The organism is Acidovorax sp. KPB24-07 (assembly GCF_057543315.1).
Window position 1 is genome coordinate 1 of the sequence record NZ_BAAJYS010000064.1, and the last position, 17429, is coordinate 17429.

Consider the following 17429-nt stretch of genomic DNA (forward strand, 5'->3'; position numbering starts at 1 on the left):
GCCTCGCCGCCCGACAGCGTGGGGCTGGGCTGGCCCAGCGTGAGGTAGCCCAGGCCCACGTCCTTGAGCAGTTGCAGGGGGTGCGCGATGCCGGGCATGCTGGCGAAGAACTCCACCGCCTCGTCCACCTCCATCTGCAGCACGTCGCCGATGCTCTTGCCGCGCCAGGTGACGGCCAGCGTCTCGGGGTTGAAGCGCGCGCCGTGGCAGGTCTCGCAGGGCACCTTCACGTCGGGCAGGAAGCTCATGGCGATGGTGCGGATGCCCTGGCCTTCGCAGCTGGGGCAGCGCCCTTCGCCGGTGTTGAAGCTGAACCGCCCGGCCGCATAGCCGCGCGCCTTGGCCTCCAGCGTTTCGGCGAACAGCTTGCGGATGGTGTCCCAGAAGCCGATGTACGTGGCGGGGCAGCTGCGCGGCGTCTTGCCGATGGGGGTCTGGTCCACCTCCAGCACGCGGTCCACCGTCTCGAAGCCCGACAGGCCGCTGCAGCCCACGAGGGGCGGCGCCTTGCCGGCGTCCATCGCATCGCGCCCGGCCTTGGTGGAGCGCTGCTGCACCCAGGCCTGCACGTTGGCCAGCAGCACGTCGCGCGCCAGGGTCGATTTGCCCGAGCCGCTCACGCCGGTCACGGCCACCAGGCGGTTCAGCGGCACGCTGGCCGTCACGCGCTGCAGGTTGTGCAGGTGCGCGCCGCGCACGGTCAGCCAGTGCTCCGGCTCGGCAGTTTCGGCCTCTTTTTGGCCGGATGCCCTAGTACTTTCTGCCTTGTTAGCTATCAAAATAGCAGCGTCCGAGCGGGCAATGTGCACGGGCGGCACCACCGGGCGACGGGCTTTGAGCGGGTGCCGCATGGCATGCAGCAGGTAGCGGCCGGTCTGCGAATCCTCGGCGGCCTGCACGTCGGCCACGCTGCCCTGCGCCACCAGGCGCCCGCCGCGCTTGCCGGCGCTCGGGCCGATGTCGATGATGTGGTCGGCGCGGCGGATGGTGTCCTCGTCGTGCTCCACCACCACCAGCGTGTTGCCCTTGTCGCCCAGCTTGTGCAGCGCGTTCAGCAGGATCTGGTTGTCTCGCGCGTGCAGCCCGATGGTGGGCTCGTCCAGCACGTAGCACACGCCCTGCAGGTTGCTGCCCAGCTGCGCCGCCAGGCGGATGCGCTGCGCCTCTCCGCCCGAGAGCGTGGGCGCGCCCCGGTCCAGCGTGAGGTAGCCCAGGCCCACCTCTTCCAGGAATTCGAGCCGGCTCTGGATCTCGGGGATCAGGTCGCGCGCGATGTCGGCCTCGCGCTGGCTCAAGGCCGCGCCCTGCTGCAGCGCCTCGATCCACTGCCGGATGTCGGTGACCGACAGAGCGGCGATGTCGGCGATGCCCACGCCCGCACGGCCGGCGGCGGCGTTCTCGCCGAAGCGCACGGCGCGGGCCGTGGCGTTCAGCCGCGTGCCCTGGCAGGTGGGGCAGGCCACGTCGGCCACGTCCTCGGCCTCGGGCTCGGCGAAGGTCTGCTCACGGCCCTTTTCCTTGTCGTCCTGCACCGAGTCGTCGAACACCTTGCGCTGCTCGCGGGTGAGCTTGACGCCCGTGCCCACGCAGTCCGGGCACCAGCCGTGCTTGCTGTTGTAGGAGAACAGGCGCGGGTCCAGCTCGGCATAGCTGGTGGCGCACACGGGGCAGGCGCGCTTGGTGGAGAACGCCTGCAGCGCCCCGATGTGCGCGGTGGCGGTGCCGGCCACCATGGCGTCCTTCAGGCCATCGAGCTGGCTCAGCACGTAGACCACGCCCTTGCCCAGTTCCAGCGCGCGCGCCAGCGACGAGCGCAGCAACCCCTCGTTCTCGGGTGACACGTCCAGGCTGGCCACGGGCAGCTCGATGGTGTGCTCCTTGAAGCGGTCGATGCGCGGAAAGCCCGTGGTGGGCAGGAAGTGCCCGTCCACCCGCAGGTGGGTATAGCCGCGCGGGCGCGCCCAGTCGGCCAGCTCGGTGTAGACGCCCTTGCGGTTCATCACCAGCGGCGCCAGCAGGCCGATGTGCTGGCCCTTGAAGTGGCGCAGCAGCTGCGCGGCGATGCTGTCGGGCGTCTGCGGCTGCACGGCGGCGCCGTCGTGGATGCAGTGCTGCACGCCCAGCTTGACGTACAGCAGGCGCAGGAAATGCCACACCTCGGTGGTGGTGCCCACCGTGCTCTTGCGCCCGCCGCGCGACAGGCGCTGCTCGATCGCCACCGTGGGCGGAATGCCGTACACCGCATCCACCTCGGGCCGGCCCGCCGGCTGCACGATGGAGCGCGCATAGGCGTTCAGCGATTCGAGGTAGCGGCGCTGCCCTTCGTTGAACAAAATGTCGAACGCCAGCGTCGACTTGCCCGAGCCCGACACACCGGTGATCACGTTGAACTGGCCGCGCGGAATGTCCACGCTCAGGTTCTTGAGGTTGTGCTCCTTGGCGTTGACGATTTCGATGGCGTTTTTTGGCCGCCGGCGCATGTTCCGCTAGGGCACGCTGCTTCTCTTTTCGTAGCACCGCAGCCTTCTCGTGCACCGAGTGGCCGCCCGCGCCCAGGGCCTGCTCGTACTCGCGCAGCGCGGCGCCCGTGTGCGAGGTGGGGTGCTGGCGCACGTCCTCGGGCGTGCCCTCGGCCACCAGCAGGCCGCCGCCGTCGCCGCCCTCGGGGCCGAGGTCGATGAGCCAGTCGCTGGCACGGATCACGTCCAGGTTGTGCTCGATCACCACCAGCGAATGCCCGGCGTCCAGCAGCTTGCGCAGCGCCCGCATGAGCTTGGCGATGTCGTCGAAATGCAGGCCCGTGGTGGGCTCGTCGAACAGGAACAGCGTGCCCTTGCGCGCCAGCGGCTGGCGCGATTTGCTTTCCACGCGTGCCGCTTCCGCGAGGAAACCGGCCAGCTTCAGGCGCTGGGCCTCGCCGCCCGACAGCGTGGGCACGGGCTGGCCCAGCTTCACGTATTCCAGCCCCACGTCCACGATGGGCTGCAGGGCGCGGATCACGTCGCGGTCGGCAGCGAACAGGGCGGCCGCCTCGCTCACCGTGAGGTCGAGCACGTCGGCCACGTTGAAGGAGCGGCCACCGCGCTCGATGGTCACCTCCAGGATCTCCGGCCGGTAGCGCTTGCCGTCGCAGTCGGGGCAGCGCAGGTACACGTCCGACAGGAACTGCATCTCCACATGCTCGAACCCCGAGCCGCCGCAGGTCGGGCAGCGCCCGTCGCCCGAATTGAAGCTGAACTTGGCCGCGGTGTAGCTGCGCTGGCGCGACAGCGGCGCCACGGCGAACAGCTCGCGGATCGCGTCCCACGCGCCCACGTAGCTCACCGGGTTGGAGCGCGCGGTCTTGCCGATGGGCGACTGGTCCACGAACACGACCTCGCCCAGGTGGTCCGCGCCCAGCAGGCGGTCGTGCGCGCCGGGCGTCTCCGTCGCCTTGCCGAAGTGGCGCAGCAGCGCGGGGGCCAGCACGTCCTGGATCAGGCTCGACTTGCCCGAGCCGCTCACACCGGTCACGGTGACCAGGCGCTGCAGCGGGAACTCCACCGACACGTTCTGCAGGTTGTGCTCGCGCGCACCTTCCAGGATCAGGCGCGGCGTGGCCTCCGTCACGCGGCGCTGGTAGCCCATGCCGATCTGCTTGGTGCCGGCCAGGTACTGGCCGGTGAGCGTGTCGGCGCGGCGCAGCTCGCCCGTGGTGCCGTCGAACACGATGGAGCCGCCGCGCTCGCCCGGGCCGGGGCCCATGTCGATCACGCGGTCGGCCGCCAGCATGACGGCCGGGTCGTGCTCCACCACCACCAGCGTATTGCCCGCATCGCGCAGGCGCAGCATGGCCTCGGTGATGCGGTGCATGTCGCGCGGGTGCAGGCCGATGCTGGGCTCGTCCAGCACGAACAGCGTGTTCACCAGCGAGGTGCCCAGCGCCGTGGTCAGGTTGATGCGCTGCACCTCGCCGCCGCTGAGCGTGCGGCTTTGCCGGTCCAGCGTGAGGTAGCCGATGCCCACGTCGCACAGGTATTTGAGGCGCGTGGTGATCTCTTCATGCAGCAGCTTGAGCGCCTGCGCGTCGCCACCCGCGGCGGCATCGCCCTCGGGCAGCTCCATGCGGTCGAAGAAGCGCCGCAGCCGGTCGATGGGCAGCAGCATCAGGTCGTGCAGGCACAGGCCGGGCAGCGCTTCGAGCTGCGCGCGGCTCCACTGCACGCCCTGGGGCATGAAGCGGCGGGCCGGGTCGATCGCGATGTCGGCGTCCTCCTTGCTGCCCACGCGCCACAGCAGGCTCTCGGTCTTCAAGCGCGCGCCGCCGCAGGTGGGGCACGGCGTATAGCTGCGGTACTTGGACAGCAGCACGCGGATGTGCATCTTGTAGGCCTTGCTCTCCAGGTACTCGAAGAAGCGCTTGATGCCGTACCACTGCTTGTTCCACTGCCCGTCCTTGTAGCCGGGCGCGCCGCCGATGACCCATTGCTTCTGGTCCTCGGTGAGCTTGTACCAGGGCGTGTCGCGCGGGATGCCGGCGGTTTCGGCGTGCCGCATGAGGTCGTCCTGCGCCTCCTTCCACGCCGGCGTCTGGATGGTCTTGATCGCGCCTGCGCGCAGCGTGAGCTTCTCGTTGGGGATCACGAGCCCGTAGTCCACGCCGATCACGCGGCCGAAGCCGCGGCAGGTGTCGCACGCGCCCACGGCGGAGTTGAACGAGAACATCGACGGAATCGGCTCGCTGTAGCGCAGGTCGCTGTCGGGGCAGTGCAGCCCAGTGGAGAAGCGCCACAGTTCCGGCTCGCCGTCGTCCACCAGCCGGTACACGTTCAGCCGCCCGGTGCCGCGCTTGATCGCCACCTCGATGGCCTCCACCACCCGCGCCTTCTCGGCATTGCCCAGGCGGAACCGGTCGGCCACCACATCGAGCAGCTTGCGGGGCCCGGTGGGCGTCGCGACCTCGCGCTCGGCCTGGACCTTGGTGAAGCCGCTGGCGGACAGCCACTGCTCGACCTGCTCGGGCGAGGTGTTGGCGGGCAGCTCGACGGGGAAGGTCAGCACCACGCGCGGGTCGCCGGCCTCGGCGCAGCGGCGCTGCAGCTCGGCGTAGATGGTCTCGGGCGAATCGTGGCGCACCGGCTGCGCGGTCTGCCGGTCGAACAGCTGGCCGGCGCGGGCGAAGAGCAGCTTCAGGTGGTCGTTCAGCTCGGTCATCGTGCCGACCGTGGAGCGGCTGGAGCGCACCGGGTTGGTCTGGTCGATGGCGATGGCGGGCGGCACGCCCTCCACCTTGTCCACGGCGGGCTTGTCCATGCGGTCGAGGAACTGGCGCGCGTAGGCGCTGAAGGTTTCCACGTAGCGGCGCTGGCCCTCGGCGTAGAGGGTGTCGAACACCAGGCTGGATTTGCCCGAACCGCTGGGGCCCGTCACCACCGTCAACTCACCCGTGCGGATGTCCAGATCGAGGTTTTTGAGGTTGTGCTGGCGTGCACCGTGGATGCGGATCAATCCCTGGGTCATCGGGGGTCTTTCGGGTAGGGGAGGCGGAGCATTCTAGGGACGGCTTCCGCGCGCGGAAGGTAGGGCGATTTCCCATATCGGGGCAAGGCCGCGGTTGGCAACCGCCCGCGGCATGGAAAAGGCCTTCGACCCAGGGTGTTACCTATTGTCACGAATCGCCAACTTCGGCAAGGTGGCGCCCAGGCAGAGGGCTTTCCTCGGCAACCCCTCACGGATTGGAGACACACCATGGCATTCATGCGCAACACCGGCGCCGCACTGGTCCTGGCCGCCTTGCTGTCGGCGGCCCAGGCACAGATTCTCATCGGCCAGACCGCCGGATTCTCGGGCGCGGTGGCCTCGGGCGTGCAGGAGACGACCGAGGGCGCCAAGCTGTACCTGGACGCCGTCAACGGCCGGGGCGGGGTCCACGGGCAGAAGGTGGAGCTGGTCTCGCTGGACGACAAGTTCGATCCGCAACTGTCCGTCGCCAATGCCCGCAAGCTGATCGAGGAGCAGAACGTCTCCGCCCTCTTCCTCACGCGCGGCACGCCCCACACCGAGGCCATCATTCCGCTGCTGGACAAGCACGGCGTGGCCCTGGTCGGCCCCTCCACCGGCGCCATGGTGCTGCACAAGCCGGTGCGCAAGAACGTCTTCAACGTGCGCGCCACTTACCAGCGCGAAGCCGAAAAGGCGATCTCCCACCTGGTCTCCATGGGCATCACCCGGATCGCCGTGGTGCAGGCGGACGACAGCTTCGGGGCCGACGGCATGGTCGGCGCGCAAAAGGGGCTGGAAGCCGCCAAGCTCAAGGCCGTGCTGCAGGAAAAGTTCGACCGCTCCAAGCCGGACTTCGCCCCCATCGCACCCAAGATCGTGCAGTCGCAGGCCCAGGCCGTGCTGATGATCGCCTCGGGCACCGCCGTGGCCGAAGGCTATGCGGCATTTCGCGCCGCCGGATCGGGCGCGCAGATGGTCACGCTGTCCAACAACGCCTCCGCCGGCTTTGCCAAAAGCCTGGGCGCCAACGCCCGCGGTGTGATCGTCACCCAGGTGTTCCCCAACGAACGGGCCATGAACTTCCCCCTGGTGCGCGAGGCGCAGGACCTTGCCAAGGCCCAGGGCAAGGAAATCAGCCCCGCCATGCTGGAAGGCTATGCCGCCGCGAAGGTCCTGGTCGAAGGCCTGCGCCGCGCCGGCCCCAAGCCCTCCCGCGACCGCATCCAGGCGGCCCTGGAAGGGCTGCAGAAGTTCGACCTGGGCGGGCTGGAGGTCAGCTACAGCCCCGAGGACCACACCGGCCTGGACTTCGCCGACCTGTCTATCATCGGAACCGACGGAAAATTCCGCCGCTGAAGGCCCGGGCAGCATGCCCGGGCGGCCGCAGTGGCCCGGCCCATCCGGGGGATATGAGGGAAGCCGCGGCCATCGCCTCGGCACGATCCTCGTACCTTTGGGTTACGTTCTTTCCTGAGAAGCGCTATCGCCGGACATGCCGGGGCCGGAGCGAGTCCGGCACGCCCCTCCATCCTTTGACCAGAGAGCTATGAGAACCCTCCAGAAAATCAGCGCGGGCGTGGCCTTGACGGCGCTGCTGTCGGCCGCGCAGGCGCAGATCCTCATCGGACAGACTGCCGGTTTTTCCGGCACGGTGGCCGCAGGGGTGCAGGAAACCACCGACGGCGCCAAGCTGTACCTGGACGCCATCAATGCGCGGGGTGGCATCCACGGGCAGAAAATCCAGCTCATCTCGCTGGACGATAAGCTCGACCCCCAACTGGCCGCGGCCAATGCCCGCAAGCTGATCGAAGAGCAGAACGTCTCCGCTCTCTTTCTCACGCGCGGCACGCCGCCCACCGAGGCCGTCATCCCGCTGTTGGACAAATACGGCGTGGCGCTGGTCGGCCCCTCCACCGGTGCCATGGTGCTGCACCGGCCCGTGCGCCGGAACGTCTTCAACGTGCGGGCGCCCTACCAGCGCGAAGCCGAGAAGGCCATCGCGCACCTGGCATCCACCGGCATCACCAAGATCGCCGTGGTCCATGCGGACGACAGCTTCGGCGCGGACGGCCTGGTCGGCGCGCAAAAGGGGCTGGACACCGCCAAGCTCAAAGCCGTGCTGCTGGAGAAAATCGACCGCACCAAGCCCGATTTCGGAGCCCTCGTGCCCAAGATCGCGCAGTCGCAGGCCCAGGCCGTGCTGATGATCGCCTCCAGCACCGCCGTGGCCGAAGGCTACGCGGCCCTGCGCGCCGCAGGATCCACGGCCCAGGTGGCCACGCTGTCCAACAATGCCTCCGCGGGTTTCGCCAAAAGCCTGGGAGCCAACGCCCGCGGTGTGATCGTCACCCAGGTGTTCCCCAATGAGCGCGCCGTGAACGTGCCGCTCGTGAGCGAAGCGCAGGGCCTCGCCAAGAGCCGGGGCAAGGAAGTCAGCCCCGCCATGCTGGAAGGTTTCGCGGCCGCCAAGGTGCTGGTCGAAGGCCTGCGCCGCGCCGGCCCCAAGCCCACCCGGGAGCGGATCCATGCCGCGCTGGAAGGCTTGCAGAAAGTCGATCTGGGCGGCCTGGAGGTGAGCTACGGCCCCGACGACCACACCGGGCTGGACTTTGCCGAACTGTCCATCCTCGGCGCGGACGGGAAATTCCGCCGCTGAGGGGCTGAAAACCTCGCTTTCGCCCGCCCGACCGTCTGCGCTCGGCAAAAAAGCCCGCATCAGCGGGCTTCTTCACGTCTGCATCGGGCAGCCGCCTGTTTTCAGGAAGCGCTGCTGGCTCCCGAGGCGGGCACCGCGGGCGCCGATGCGGGGCTGCTGGCTGCGGGGGCCGCCGTTTCAGGCACATGCACGGCATCGGCCCCGTGCTTTTCACCGCTCATGTCCACTTTGTCTCCGGCTTTCATGATGACGAAGAGCGACAGCGCTGCGAACAGAACGAAGCCCACGACAATTTTCCACATACCTATCTCCTTTTTAGTGAAACGAACGGCTGAAAAAAAGCCCCACACCCCTTTCGGGATGTGAGGCTCGGATCGTCTGGAACACGGGTTGGCAGCCGGGGCCGCCGACCCGCGTCAACCATCAGAATGCGTGGCGAACGCCCACGGCCACGGAGCTGAAGTCAGCGCCGGCGATGCCCGTCATGTAAGCGGCGTTGCGGCTGTTGTTCACCTTCGTGTAGTAGCCGTACACCTTGGTGCGCTTGCTCAGGTTGTAGTTGTAGCCCAGCGTGTATTGCGTAGCGGCGCTGTCAGCCACGTTCTTGTACTTGCCGGCACGGCCCACGTTCACGTGGAATTCAGAAGCGCCCATCAGGTAGGCACCCGACAGACGGAACGTGTTGCGCTTGCCGCCATTCAGGACGTATGCGTCTTCGTCACGTTGGTAGTAACCGCCGAACATGAACGAACCCATCGTGTACAGGCCGCGCAGTGCGAACTGGTTCACGTCGCCTTGCTTGCTGTAGCCAGCGCCCAGGGCCAGAGCGCCCAGGTTGTAGTTGGCAGCCAGGTCATAGGCATTCTTCACGCCGACAGCTTGCTCGTGCAGCGCCACGGCGCCTTCGACGGTCAGGCCGCCGAAATCGGGCGTGCGGTAGGAAATCTTGTTGGCATCGGGCATCACGTAGGCGTAGAACGCATCGGACGACGAACCGGTGTCGTGGTTGTGCAGGCTGACGTAGTCGGCCGTGGCGTAGTAGGACTCAGCCGTGAAGCGGCCCAGGCGCAGGGCGCCGAAACCACCCGACAGGTTCACTTCGCTTTGACGGGCGAAGAAGCCACGTGCATCGGAAGAACCGGTGTCGGAAGCGAAGCCGCTTTCCAGTTGGAAGCCAGCCTTCAGGCCACCGCCGAGGTCTTCCACGCCCTTGAAGCCGAAACGCGAAGCGTTGTTGAACAGACCGGTGGTCTTGGTGTCGCCCACTTCTTGGCGTTCCACCGTGGTGTTCACACGGCCATACAGCGTGACGCTGCTTTGGGCGAAGGCAGCGGTGCTACCCAGGAGAGCCAGCACAGCCAGTGCCAAACGATTCGTCTTTTGCATGTGATTTCCTTGAATGCTTTTATCCGTCAGATGGTGTGGTAGGCACTGCAGAGCGGGTGGCCGCCGGGCGTTGGTGCAACTACTTACGAAATTCTAGGGGGTGGCGCCTCAATACCACCCCCAAAAGTCATTTTCATAACAGCCTTGATGCATCGCCACCACACTTTGGCGTTTTTTGCCAACACATGCAGCCCTTTTCCATGCTGCGGGCCCCGGATTCCCGGGCGCCCGCGCGGTTCCATCAGTCGTTGGCGTAGATGTCCACGTCCTTGGTTTCGCGGATGAACAGCGTGCCGATCACCGCCGTGGCGCCCGCGATGATGATGGGGTACCACAGGCCGTTGTACATGTTGCCGGTCTGCGCCACGATGGCGAACGAGGTGGTGGGCAGCAGGCCACCGAACCAGCCATTGCCGATGTGGTAGGGCAGGCTCATCGATGTGTAGCGGATGCGGGTGGGGAACATTTCCACCAGCATGGCGGCGATGGGGCCGTACACCATGGTCACCAGCAGCACGAGGTAGGTCAGCAGGGCGACCATCATCCCCTTGTTCATCTTGGCGGGGTCGGCCTTCGTGGGGTAGCCATCGGCCTTGAGCGTGTCGGCCACCGTTTTCTTGAACTCCGCATCCTTGGCCTTGACCTGGTCGGCGGGCAGGCCCTTGGCGCTGTAGCTCGCGATGGTGGTGGCGCCAATCTTGATCACGGCAGGCGTGCCGGCTGGCGCGACTTCATTGTCATAACTCACCGAACCGGCGGCCAGCACCTGTTTGGCGATGTCGCACGAACTCGTGAACTTGGACGTGCCCGTGGGGTTGAACTGGAACGAGCACTCGGCAGGATCGGCAACGATCACCACCTTGTTCTTGGCCTGCGCGGCGGCGAGGTCGGGATTGGCCGCTTCGGTCAGTGCCTTGAACACCGGGAAGTACGTCAGCACGGCGAGCACGCAGCCCAGCATGATGATGGGCTTGCGGCCGATCTTGTCCGACAGCGAACCGAAAACGATGAAAAACGGTGTGCCGATCAGCAGCGCGGCAGCGATCATCAGGTTGGCCGTGACGGCGTCCACCTTCAGCTGCTGCGTGAGGAAGAACAGCGCATAGAACTGCCCCGTGTACCAGACCACGGCCTGGCCGGCGGTCAGGCCGATCAGCGCGAGGATCACGATCTTGAGGTTCTTCCACTCGCCGAACGACTCCGACAAAGGCGCCTTGGAGGTCTTGCCTTCGGCCTTCATCTTCTGGAAGGCGGGCGATTCCGACAGCGACAACCGGATCCACACCGAAATGCCCAGCAGCAGGATGGACACCAGGAACGGAATGCGCCAGCCCCAATCACCGAACTGCTGCTCGCCCATCACGGTGCGGGTGCCCAGAATGACCAGCAGCGACAGGAACAGGCCCAGCGTGGCGGTGGTCTGGATCCACGAGGTGTAGGCGCCGCGCTTGCCCTGGGGCGCGTGCTCGGCCACATAGGTGGCGGCCCCGCCGTACTCGCCACCGAGGGCCAGGCCCTGCAGCATGCGCAACGCGATCAGGATCACCGGCGCGGCCACGCCGATGCTGGCGTAGGTCGGCAGGATGCCCACGATGAACGTGGACAGGCCCATGATCAGGATGGTGACGAGAAAGGTGTACTTGCGCCCGATCATGTCGCCCAGGCGGCCGAACACCAGTGCGCCGAAAGGCCGCACGATGAACCCGGCCGCGAAGGCCAGCAGCGCGAAGATGAAGGCCGAGCCCGCATCCAGGCCGCTGAAGAACTGCTTGGCGATAATGGCCGCAAGCGAGCCGTACAGGTAGAAGTCATACCACTCGAACACGGTGCCCAGCGACGAGGCGAAGATGACTTTTCTCTCTTCCGGCGACATGGGCCGGGATGCAACATTGGTAGCCATGGTGCTTGTCTCCATTGGTGGTCGGATGGATGCGGAAATGCACGGTGCGATGGGGTTTCCGGGCACTCGTCGCAGCCTGGGTCGCAATATCGGACGTGCATCTGACCAAACACTGACAAGCGCCGTTGGCTTGCCAGCACCCTGGACTGACTGCCAACTGACAAACTCCGGGCCAACCCTGTATCCGCATTTCTCGATGCGGTAAATCGGGGGTAAAACAGCGGTGCAGCCCATCGAACGGGCCACGGAGGCCACCACGACGCACCGCCGCGCCGCGGGAAAACCCTGCCGAGGACTAACCCTGAAAGGACGGGAACGCCAGGGAAATCAGCCGCGTCAGCGCAATAGCGTGAGTCAGCTTGGCGCTTGCCGCCGGGTCCGGCGGGATCAGGCGGCGGCTGGCGGCAAGCTGGAGGGCAGCGCCTCGGCACGGCCCCACGCGGGACCTTCGAACCAGGGATCGCCGCTCAGGCAGGCCCGCAGCATGGGCAGGCTGTCCAGCCCCCAGAACAGACGGCCTTCCACCTCGAACGCCGGCACGCCGAACACACCACGCTGCGCCGCCGCGTCGGTGTTGGCGCGCAGCAGGGCCTTGGCGGTGGCGCCTGCGGGATCCGGGCGCACCTGCTGCGTGAGTGCCTCGGCCAGCGCCTGCAGCCGCGCGGGGTCGTTGGCATCGTGCCCGCCCAGCCACACGTGGCGCAGCACCGTGCCAGCCACGAAACGGTTGATGGCGCCGTCCTCGCTGCAGGCCAGCGACTGGCGCAGCAGCGGCAATGGGTTGAACGGGTGCTGGGCCGGCATGGCCAGGCCCGTGCCGAGCGAATGGCCCAGCCATTCGGCATGGCGGTAGGTCCACAGCCGCTTGGCCGGAATGCCCGCCGGGCCGGGGTTGCCGTGGCGCTGCAGCAGCGCGCCCAGCAGCACGGGGCGGTACTCGACGCTGTAGCTCAGTCCTTCCAGGGCCTTCGGCAACTGCTCGAACGCCAGCCAGGCATAGGGCGAGACGAAGTCCAGGTAGAAGGTGATGTGCTTCACGGCAGGTCCGGGAAAGGGGATGGCGGGGGAAACTCGAAACCCGCGCGCTGCGCGAGGCGAGCCCAGATCGCGCGGCGTTCAGCATCATCCGCGCCCGACCATGCGCGGATCTCGTCCAGCGTGCGAAAGCAGCCGTCGCAGGAGGCGCCATCGGCGGACAGGCGGCACACCGAGATGCACGGCGAGGGCACGCCGTCCGTGCGGGCCTCGTCGAAATAGCCTCCCGCGCTCAACAGCATTGCGCGGTTAGCTATTGATTCAATATCACTCATGATTCGGTCGGCACTTGCACCACATCGACCACCGGCGCGCTGGTGAGCTTTTCCAGATCCTGCGGGCGCAGCGCGAACACGCTGTGCGGGTGGCCGGCCGCGGCCCAGATCTCCTCGAAGCGGAACAGCTCGCGGTCGATCAGCGTGACCGGCGGCGTGGCGTGGCCCACGGGGGACACCCCGCCGATCGAGAAGCCCGTGCGCGCCTTGACGAACTCGGCATCGGCCCGGCCGATCTTGCCGACGTGGGCCTCGACCTTCTTCTCATCCACGCGCCGGTCTCCCGAGGTGACGACCAGCACGGCCGCATCGTCGCTCTTGCGCCGGAAGATGATGCTCTTGGCCACCTGGCCGACCAGGATGCCCAGGCCGTCGGCCGCCTGTTGGGCGGTGCGCGCCGCGTCGTCGAGCATGCGCGGCATGTGCGGATGGCCCAGCGATTGCAGCGTGGCGGCGACGCGCTGGACGCCTTCGGGAAGGGGAATGAGTTCGGCTGCGCACATGGGTGTCTCAAGGCCGGAAGGCCGGTGGTCCAAAGCCGTGAATCTTAGCGATGGCCGCCGGGACGCGCAGCCCCTCGGGGGACCTTCAAGCCGCCGCGCGCTCCTGGTGTACCCCGGGCCCCTGCTCCGCCAGATCCCAGAACAGGCCGGCCATGATCTGCAGCGATTCGCGCGTGACGTCCGCCAGGATGTGCTCGTTGGGCGCGTGCTGCGAGCACGCCGGATACGAGTGCGGCACCCACAGCGTGGGCAGGCCCAGCGTTTCGGAGAACACGTCGTTGGGCAGCGAGCCGCCCAGGTTGGGCAGCAGCGCCGGCCGCTGGCCGGTGGAGCGCTCGATGGAGGCCAGGCCCCAGCGCACCCAGGCGTCGTCCGGGTCCAGCCGGGTGGCGGCCATGTGCACGTCGGTGCCACGCACTTCCACGTCGGTGAAGCCGCGGGCCCGCAGGTGCTCGCGGATGTGGTCCAGGAACGCCGTGGGGTCGGAGCCCACCACGTAGCGCATGTGGCAGTGCGCGCGCGCCTCGGCGGGAATGGCATGCACCGGCATGGCCGGGTTGCCGGTGGTGAAGGCCAGCACCTCCAGGCTGTTCCAGCCGATCACGCGCTCGGACGGGGTCAGGCCGGGCTCGCCCCAGTCCGGGTCGATCTCGGGGTCGTCCGGGCCACCGCCCACGTCGATGTCGCGCAGCGCCTCGCGCACGCTGGCGGGCAGCTCGGTGGGGCGCAGGCCTGGCACCTGGATGCGGCCGCGCTCATCCACCAGGCTGGCGATGGCATGCGCCAGCCGGATGCCCGGGTTGCGCAGCAGGCCGCCCCAGTTGCCCGAGTGGTGACCACCGTCGCGCAGCTTCACGTGCAGGTCGAAATTGAAGACGCCGCGCGAGCCCAGGAACAGGGTGGCGCGCGAGGCGGACACCCGGGGCCCGTCGGAGGCGATGAACAGGTCGGCCGCGAGCGCATCGCGCTCGTTCGCGCACACCGCGTTCAGGCCCGGCGAGCCGTCCTCCTCGCCCATCTCCAGGATGATCTTGACGTTGTAGCCCAGGCGGCCGCCCCGCACCGCCAGCACCTGCTCCAGCGCGGTGAGGTTGATGGTGTGCTGGCCCTTGTTGTCGGCCGTGCCGCGGCCATACCAGCGGTTGCCCTCCACCACGATATCCCACGGTTTGAGGCCCGCGCGCCATTGCGCGTCGTAGCCGCGCACCACGTCGCCATGGCCGTAGGTCAGCAGCGTGAAGGCCGCGCCCTCCTCGGCGCGCTCGGCCAGCAGGAAGGGGCTCTTGCCCGGCACCGGGTTGTCCACCACACGGCAGGCAAAGCCCTGCGCCTGCAGCTGCGGCACCATTTCCTCGGTCAGGTAGGCGTGCAGGATGGGGCCGCTGGCGGCGTCCTGGCTTTCGGTGCGGAAGGCGACCCGGCGCGCCAGCGTCTGCTGAAAGCGCCCGTCATCGAAGCAGGCCAGCGTCTGGGCAATGGCTTGGTCACGGCTCATGGAAAAGGTCCTCGGGTGGGGTGGGTGGAGTGAATGGAAGGTGCGTATGGCCGCTCAGGCCACGGCCGCACGCTCGATGTCGGGAATGCCCAGGCCCGGCTCGGGCGTGAGCGCGGAGGCCAGCAGCCGGCGGGTGTAGGCGTGTTCGGGCCGGGCGAAGATCTGCTCGCGCGTGCCCAGTTCCACGATGGCGCCGCGGTACATCACGGCCACGCGGTCCACCAGGTGCTCGACCACGCCCAGGTCGTGGCTGATGAACAGGTAGGTCAGGCCGAACTCGGCCTTGAGGTCGAGCAGCAGGTTCAGGATCTGCGCCTGCACCGACACGTCGAGCGCCGAGGTCGGTTCGTCGCAGATCAGGATGTCGGGCCGCAGCACCAGCGCCCGCGCGATGGCCACGCGCTGGCGCTGCCCGCCCGACAGCTGGTTGGGGTACTGCGCATGGGTGCGCTCGGGCATGCCGACCAGATCGAGCATCTCGCGCACGCGCCGGCGCTGCTCCACGGCCGTGCCCACCTGGTGCAGCCGCATCGGCACGCCGACGATGTCGGCCACGGTGCGGCGCGGTTTGAGCGACGAGTACGGGTCCTGGAAGATGGGCTGGATGCGCCGCGCCAGCGCGCGGCGCTGACGCGGATCGATCTCCTTGCCATCGACCAGCACGCTGCCCGAGCTGGGCGGCAGCAGGCCCAGCAGCATCTTGGCGAGCGTGCTCTTGCCGCAGCCGGATTCGCCGACCAGGCCCAGCGTTTCGCCCTTGCGAACGCGCAGCGAGACGTCATTCACCGCGTGGATCTCGCCGGGCGCGCGGAACAGTCCGCGCTTCAGGCGGAAGCTGCGGTGCAGCGCGCACAGCTCCAGCGCGATGTCGCTGCCGGGTGCCGGGGGTAGGGGTTTGGGGGTCATGCGGCCTCCGCCAGGGGATGGGCCTGCACGCAGCGGACCGCGTGGTGGGCATCCACCGCCACATAGGGCGGCGTATGCGCGCAGGCCGGTTGCGCGTGCGCGCAGCGGTTGGAAAAAGCGCAGCCCTGGACAGTGCCGACCAGGCTGGGCACCACGCCGGGAATGGCCTGCAGCCGGCTGCCCGGCAGCGTCTTGCCGCGCACGGGAATGCAGTTGAGCAGGCCCTGCGTGTAGGGGTGCGTGGGCCGCGCGAACAACTCGCCCACCGGCGCGGTCTCGATCACCTCGCCCGCATACATCACCGCCACGCGGTCGGCGATACGCGCCACCACGCCCAGATCGTGGGTGATGAAGACCACGGCCGTGCCGAACTCCTGCTGCAGCTCGCGCAGCAGCCGCAGGATCTGCGCCTGGATGGTCACGTCCAGCGCGGTCGTGGGCTCGTCGGCAATGATGAGGTCGGGCTCGCACATCAGCGCCATGGCGATCATCACGCGCTGGCGCAGGCCGCCCGAGAGCTGGTGCGGGTACTGGCGCAGGCGCTCGGGCGCCTGCGGCACGCCCGCCCGCTCCAGCAGGTACACGGCCCGCTCGCGCGCCTGGGCCATGCTCACCTTGCGGTGCGCGCGCAGCGCCTCGCACAGCTGGTCGCCCAGCGTGTACGACGGGTTGAGCGAGGTCATCGGCTCCTGGAAGATCATCGCCATGCGGGCGCCGCGCAGCGCCGCCATGGCGCGCTCGGGCAGGCCCTGCAGCTCGGCACCGTCGAAGCGGATGTGGTCGGCCGTGCGCACCGCCTTGCGCGGCAGCAGGCCCATGAGCGCGAGCGAGGTCATCGACTTGCCGCAGCCCGATTCGCCCACCAGGCAGAGCAGTTCGCCGCGGTTCACATGGAAGTCGATGCCGCGCACCGCGTGCAGCATGCCGCGCTCGGTGGGCAGGTCCACGCGCAGGTTCTTCACGTCCAGCAAAGGGGTGGTCATGGGTCTTTGCCTTTCAGTTCCGGCCATCGGGGGCCGTGAGATCGCGGATGCCGTCGCCCACCAGGTTGATGGCCAGCACCAGCACGGCCAGCACCACGCCGGGGATCAGGATCACCCAGGGCTGGAAGAACATGTAGGCCTTGCCCTCGGCCACCATCAGGCCCCACGACGGCGTGGGCGGCTGCACGCCCAGGCCCAGGAACGAGAGGGTCGATTCGAGCAGGATGGCGTGTGCCATCTCCAGTGTGGCGACCACGGTGAGCGCGCTCATCAGGTTGGGCAGCAGCTCGCGCACCAGGATGTACGGCGTGGATGCACCCAGCGCCTTGGCCGCCGCGATGAACTCGGCATCGCGCAGCTGCTGCGTGGCCGAGCGGGTCACGATGGCGAAGCGGTCCCACAGCAGCAGGCCCAGCAGCACGATCACCACCTGCAGCGAGCCGCCCACGAGCGAGGCCATGGCCAGCGCCACCAGCACCACCGGCATGGCCAGGCGCGTGGTGATGATGTAGCTGATGACCGCATCCACCCGGCCGCCGAAGTAGCCGGCCAGCACGCCCAGCGTGGTACCGATGGCCCCGGCGATGAGCGCCGTGACCACACCGATCAGCAGCGACACGCGGGCGCCGTAGATGAGGCGGCTCAGGTAGTCGCGGCCGAGCTTGTCGGTGCCCAGCACGTGCTCCCAGCTGCCCTTGGCATGCCAGACGGGCGGAATGAGGCGCTGGGTCACATCCTGCGCATAGGGGTCGTGCGGGCTGATCCAGGGGGCGAGCAGCGCGGCCACCAGGGCCAGCACGAGCACGATG

13 protein-coding genes and 1 pseudogene are annotated in these 17429 nt (G+C 68.1%); 2 read left to right on the forward strand and 12 right to left on the reverse strand.

Features of this window, described 5'->3' with window-relative positions; translation table 11 throughout:
* Positions 1–2480: excinuclease ABC subunit UvrA (locus tag AC27IQ_RS09815; protein ID WP_487089350.1), on the reverse strand; the 2480-nt coding region annotated here is incomplete at its 3' end.
* Positions 2481–2547: 67 nt separating this feature from the next.
* Positions 2548–5499 (reverse strand): annotated as a pseudogene (uvrA, locus tag AC27IQ_RS09820) (excinuclease ABC subunit UvrA); the annotation flags it as partial.
* Between the two features lie 237 nt (positions 5500–5736).
* Between uvrA and AC27IQ_RS09825 the strand changes: the two are divergent.
* Both AC27IQ_RS09825 and AC27IQ_RS09830 read left to right on the forward strand, forming a co-directional pair.
* Complete coding sequence (locus AC27IQ_RS09825; RefSeq protein WP_272569813.1) at positions 5737–6837, forward strand: ABC transporter substrate-binding protein; 1101 nt, start codon at positions 5737–5739, stop codon at positions 6835–6837.
* 190 nt (positions 6838–7027) lie between these two features.
* Positions 7028–8137 carry an ABC transporter substrate-binding protein gene (locus AC27IQ_RS09830; protein ID WP_487089351.1) on the forward strand — a complete coding sequence of 370 codons (1110 nt, stop codon included), beginning with the start codon at positions 7028–7030 and terminating at the stop codon, positions 8135–8137.
* A gap of 101 nt (positions 8138–8238) precedes the next feature.
* On the opposite strand, the gene AC27IQ_RS09835 is transcribed toward AC27IQ_RS09830, so the two are convergent.
* The 10 genes from AC27IQ_RS09835 to AC27IQ_RS09880 all read right to left on the reverse strand — a co-directional run.
* Positions 8239–8439, reverse strand: coding sequence for a hypothetical protein (locus AC27IQ_RS09835; RefSeq protein WP_284404718.1), 201 nt, complete (start codon positions 8437–8439; stop codon positions 8239–8241).
* Between the two features lie 121 nt (positions 8440–8560).
* Complete coding sequence (locus AC27IQ_RS09840) at positions 8561–9523, reverse strand: porin (RefSeq protein WP_272565303.1); 963 nt, start codon at positions 9521–9523, stop codon at positions 8561–8563.
* A 241-nt stretch (positions 9524–9764) separates the two neighbouring features.
* Complete coding sequence (locus AC27IQ_RS09845) at positions 9765–11423, reverse strand: MFS transporter (RefSeq protein ID WP_284404716.1); 1659 nt, start codon at positions 11421–11423, stop codon at positions 9765–9767.
* Between the two features lie 387 nt (positions 11424–11810).
* Positions 11811–12461: a 2-hydroxychromene-2-carboxylate isomerase gene (locus AC27IQ_RS09850; RefSeq protein WP_487089352.1), complete on the reverse strand. Its 651-nt coding sequence runs from the start codon at positions 12459–12461 to the stop codon at positions 11811–11813.
* Positions 12458–12733 carry a DUF1289 domain-containing protein gene (locus AC27IQ_RS09855; protein WP_487089353.1) on the reverse strand — a complete coding sequence of 92 codons (276 nt, stop codon included), beginning with the start codon at positions 12731–12733 and terminating at the stop codon, positions 12458–12460. The genes AC27IQ_RS09850 and AC27IQ_RS09855 overlap by 4 nt, the downstream gene beginning before the upstream one ends.
* Positions 12730–13236 (reverse strand): YbaK/EbsC family protein, encoded by a 507-nt coding sequence (locus tag AC27IQ_RS09860; protein WP_284429635.1) that lies wholly within the window; start codon positions 13234–13236, stop codon positions 12730–12732. The genes AC27IQ_RS09855 and AC27IQ_RS09860 overlap by 4 nt, the downstream gene beginning before the upstream one ends.
* 85 nt (positions 13237–13321) lie before the next feature.
* A complete protein-coding gene (locus AC27IQ_RS09865; RefSeq protein ID WP_487089354.1) occupies positions 13322–14731 on the reverse strand; it encodes a M20 family metallopeptidase in 1410 nt (469 codons plus the stop codon).
* A gap of 54 nt (positions 14732–14785) precedes the next feature.
* Positions 14786–15637, reverse strand: a complete 852-nt coding sequence (locus AC27IQ_RS09870) for an ATP-binding cassette domain-containing protein (protein ID WP_487089355.1) — start codon at positions 15635–15637, stop codon at positions 14786–14788.
* The gene (locus AC27IQ_RS09875; protein ID WP_487089356.1) at positions 15634–16620 is read right to left on the reverse strand and encodes an ABC transporter ATP-binding protein; all 987 of its coding nucleotides are present in this window, start codon (positions 16618–16620) and stop codon (positions 15634–15636) included. The genes AC27IQ_RS09870 and AC27IQ_RS09875 overlap by 4 nt, the downstream gene beginning before the upstream one ends.
* A 13-nt stretch (positions 16621–16633) precedes the next feature.
* Positions 16634–17429 (reverse strand): ABC transporter permease (locus AC27IQ_RS09880; protein WP_487089357.1); only part of this gene is annotated, 796 nt, incomplete at its 5' end.

Coding starts and splice junctions, on each gene's coding strand:
- AC27IQ_RS09865 (WP_487089354.1), bottom strand. CDS start 14,731: ATGAGCCGTGACCAAGCCATTGCCCAGACGCTGGCCTGCTTCGATGAC.
- AC27IQ_RS09855 (WP_487089353.1), bottom strand. CDS start 12,733: ATGAGTGATATTGAATCAATAGCTAACCGCGCAATGCTGTTGAGCGCG.
- AC27IQ_RS09825 (WP_272569813.1), top strand. CDS start 5,737: ATGCGCAACACCGGCGCCGCACTGGTCCTGGCCGCCTTGCTGTCGGCG.
- AC27IQ_RS09845 (WP_284404716.1), bottom strand. CDS start 11,423: ATGGCTACCAATGTTGCATCCCGGCCCATGTCGCCGGAAGAGAGAAAA.
- AC27IQ_RS09830 (WP_487089351.1), top strand. CDS start 7,028: ATGAGAACCCTCCAGAAAATCAGCGCGGGCGTGGCCTTGACGGCGCTG.
- AC27IQ_RS09860 (WP_284429635.1), bottom strand. CDS start 13,236: ATGTGCGCAGCCGAACTCATTCCCCTTCCCGAAGGCGTCCAGCGCGTC.
- AC27IQ_RS09840 (WP_272565303.1), bottom strand. CDS start 9,523: ATGCAAAAGACGAATCGTTTGGCACTGGCTGTGCTGGCTCTCCTGGGT.
- AC27IQ_RS09870 (WP_487089355.1), bottom strand. CDS start 15,637: ATGACCCCCAAACCCCTACCCCCGGCACCCGGCAGCGACATCGCGCTG.
- AC27IQ_RS09835 (WP_284404718.1), bottom strand. CDS start 8,439: ATGTGGAAAATTGTCGTGGGCTTCGTTCTGTTCGCAGCGCTGTCGCTC.
- AC27IQ_RS09875 (WP_487089356.1), bottom strand. CDS start 16,620: ATGACCACCCCTTTGCTGGACGTGAAGAACCTGCGCGTGGACCTGCCC.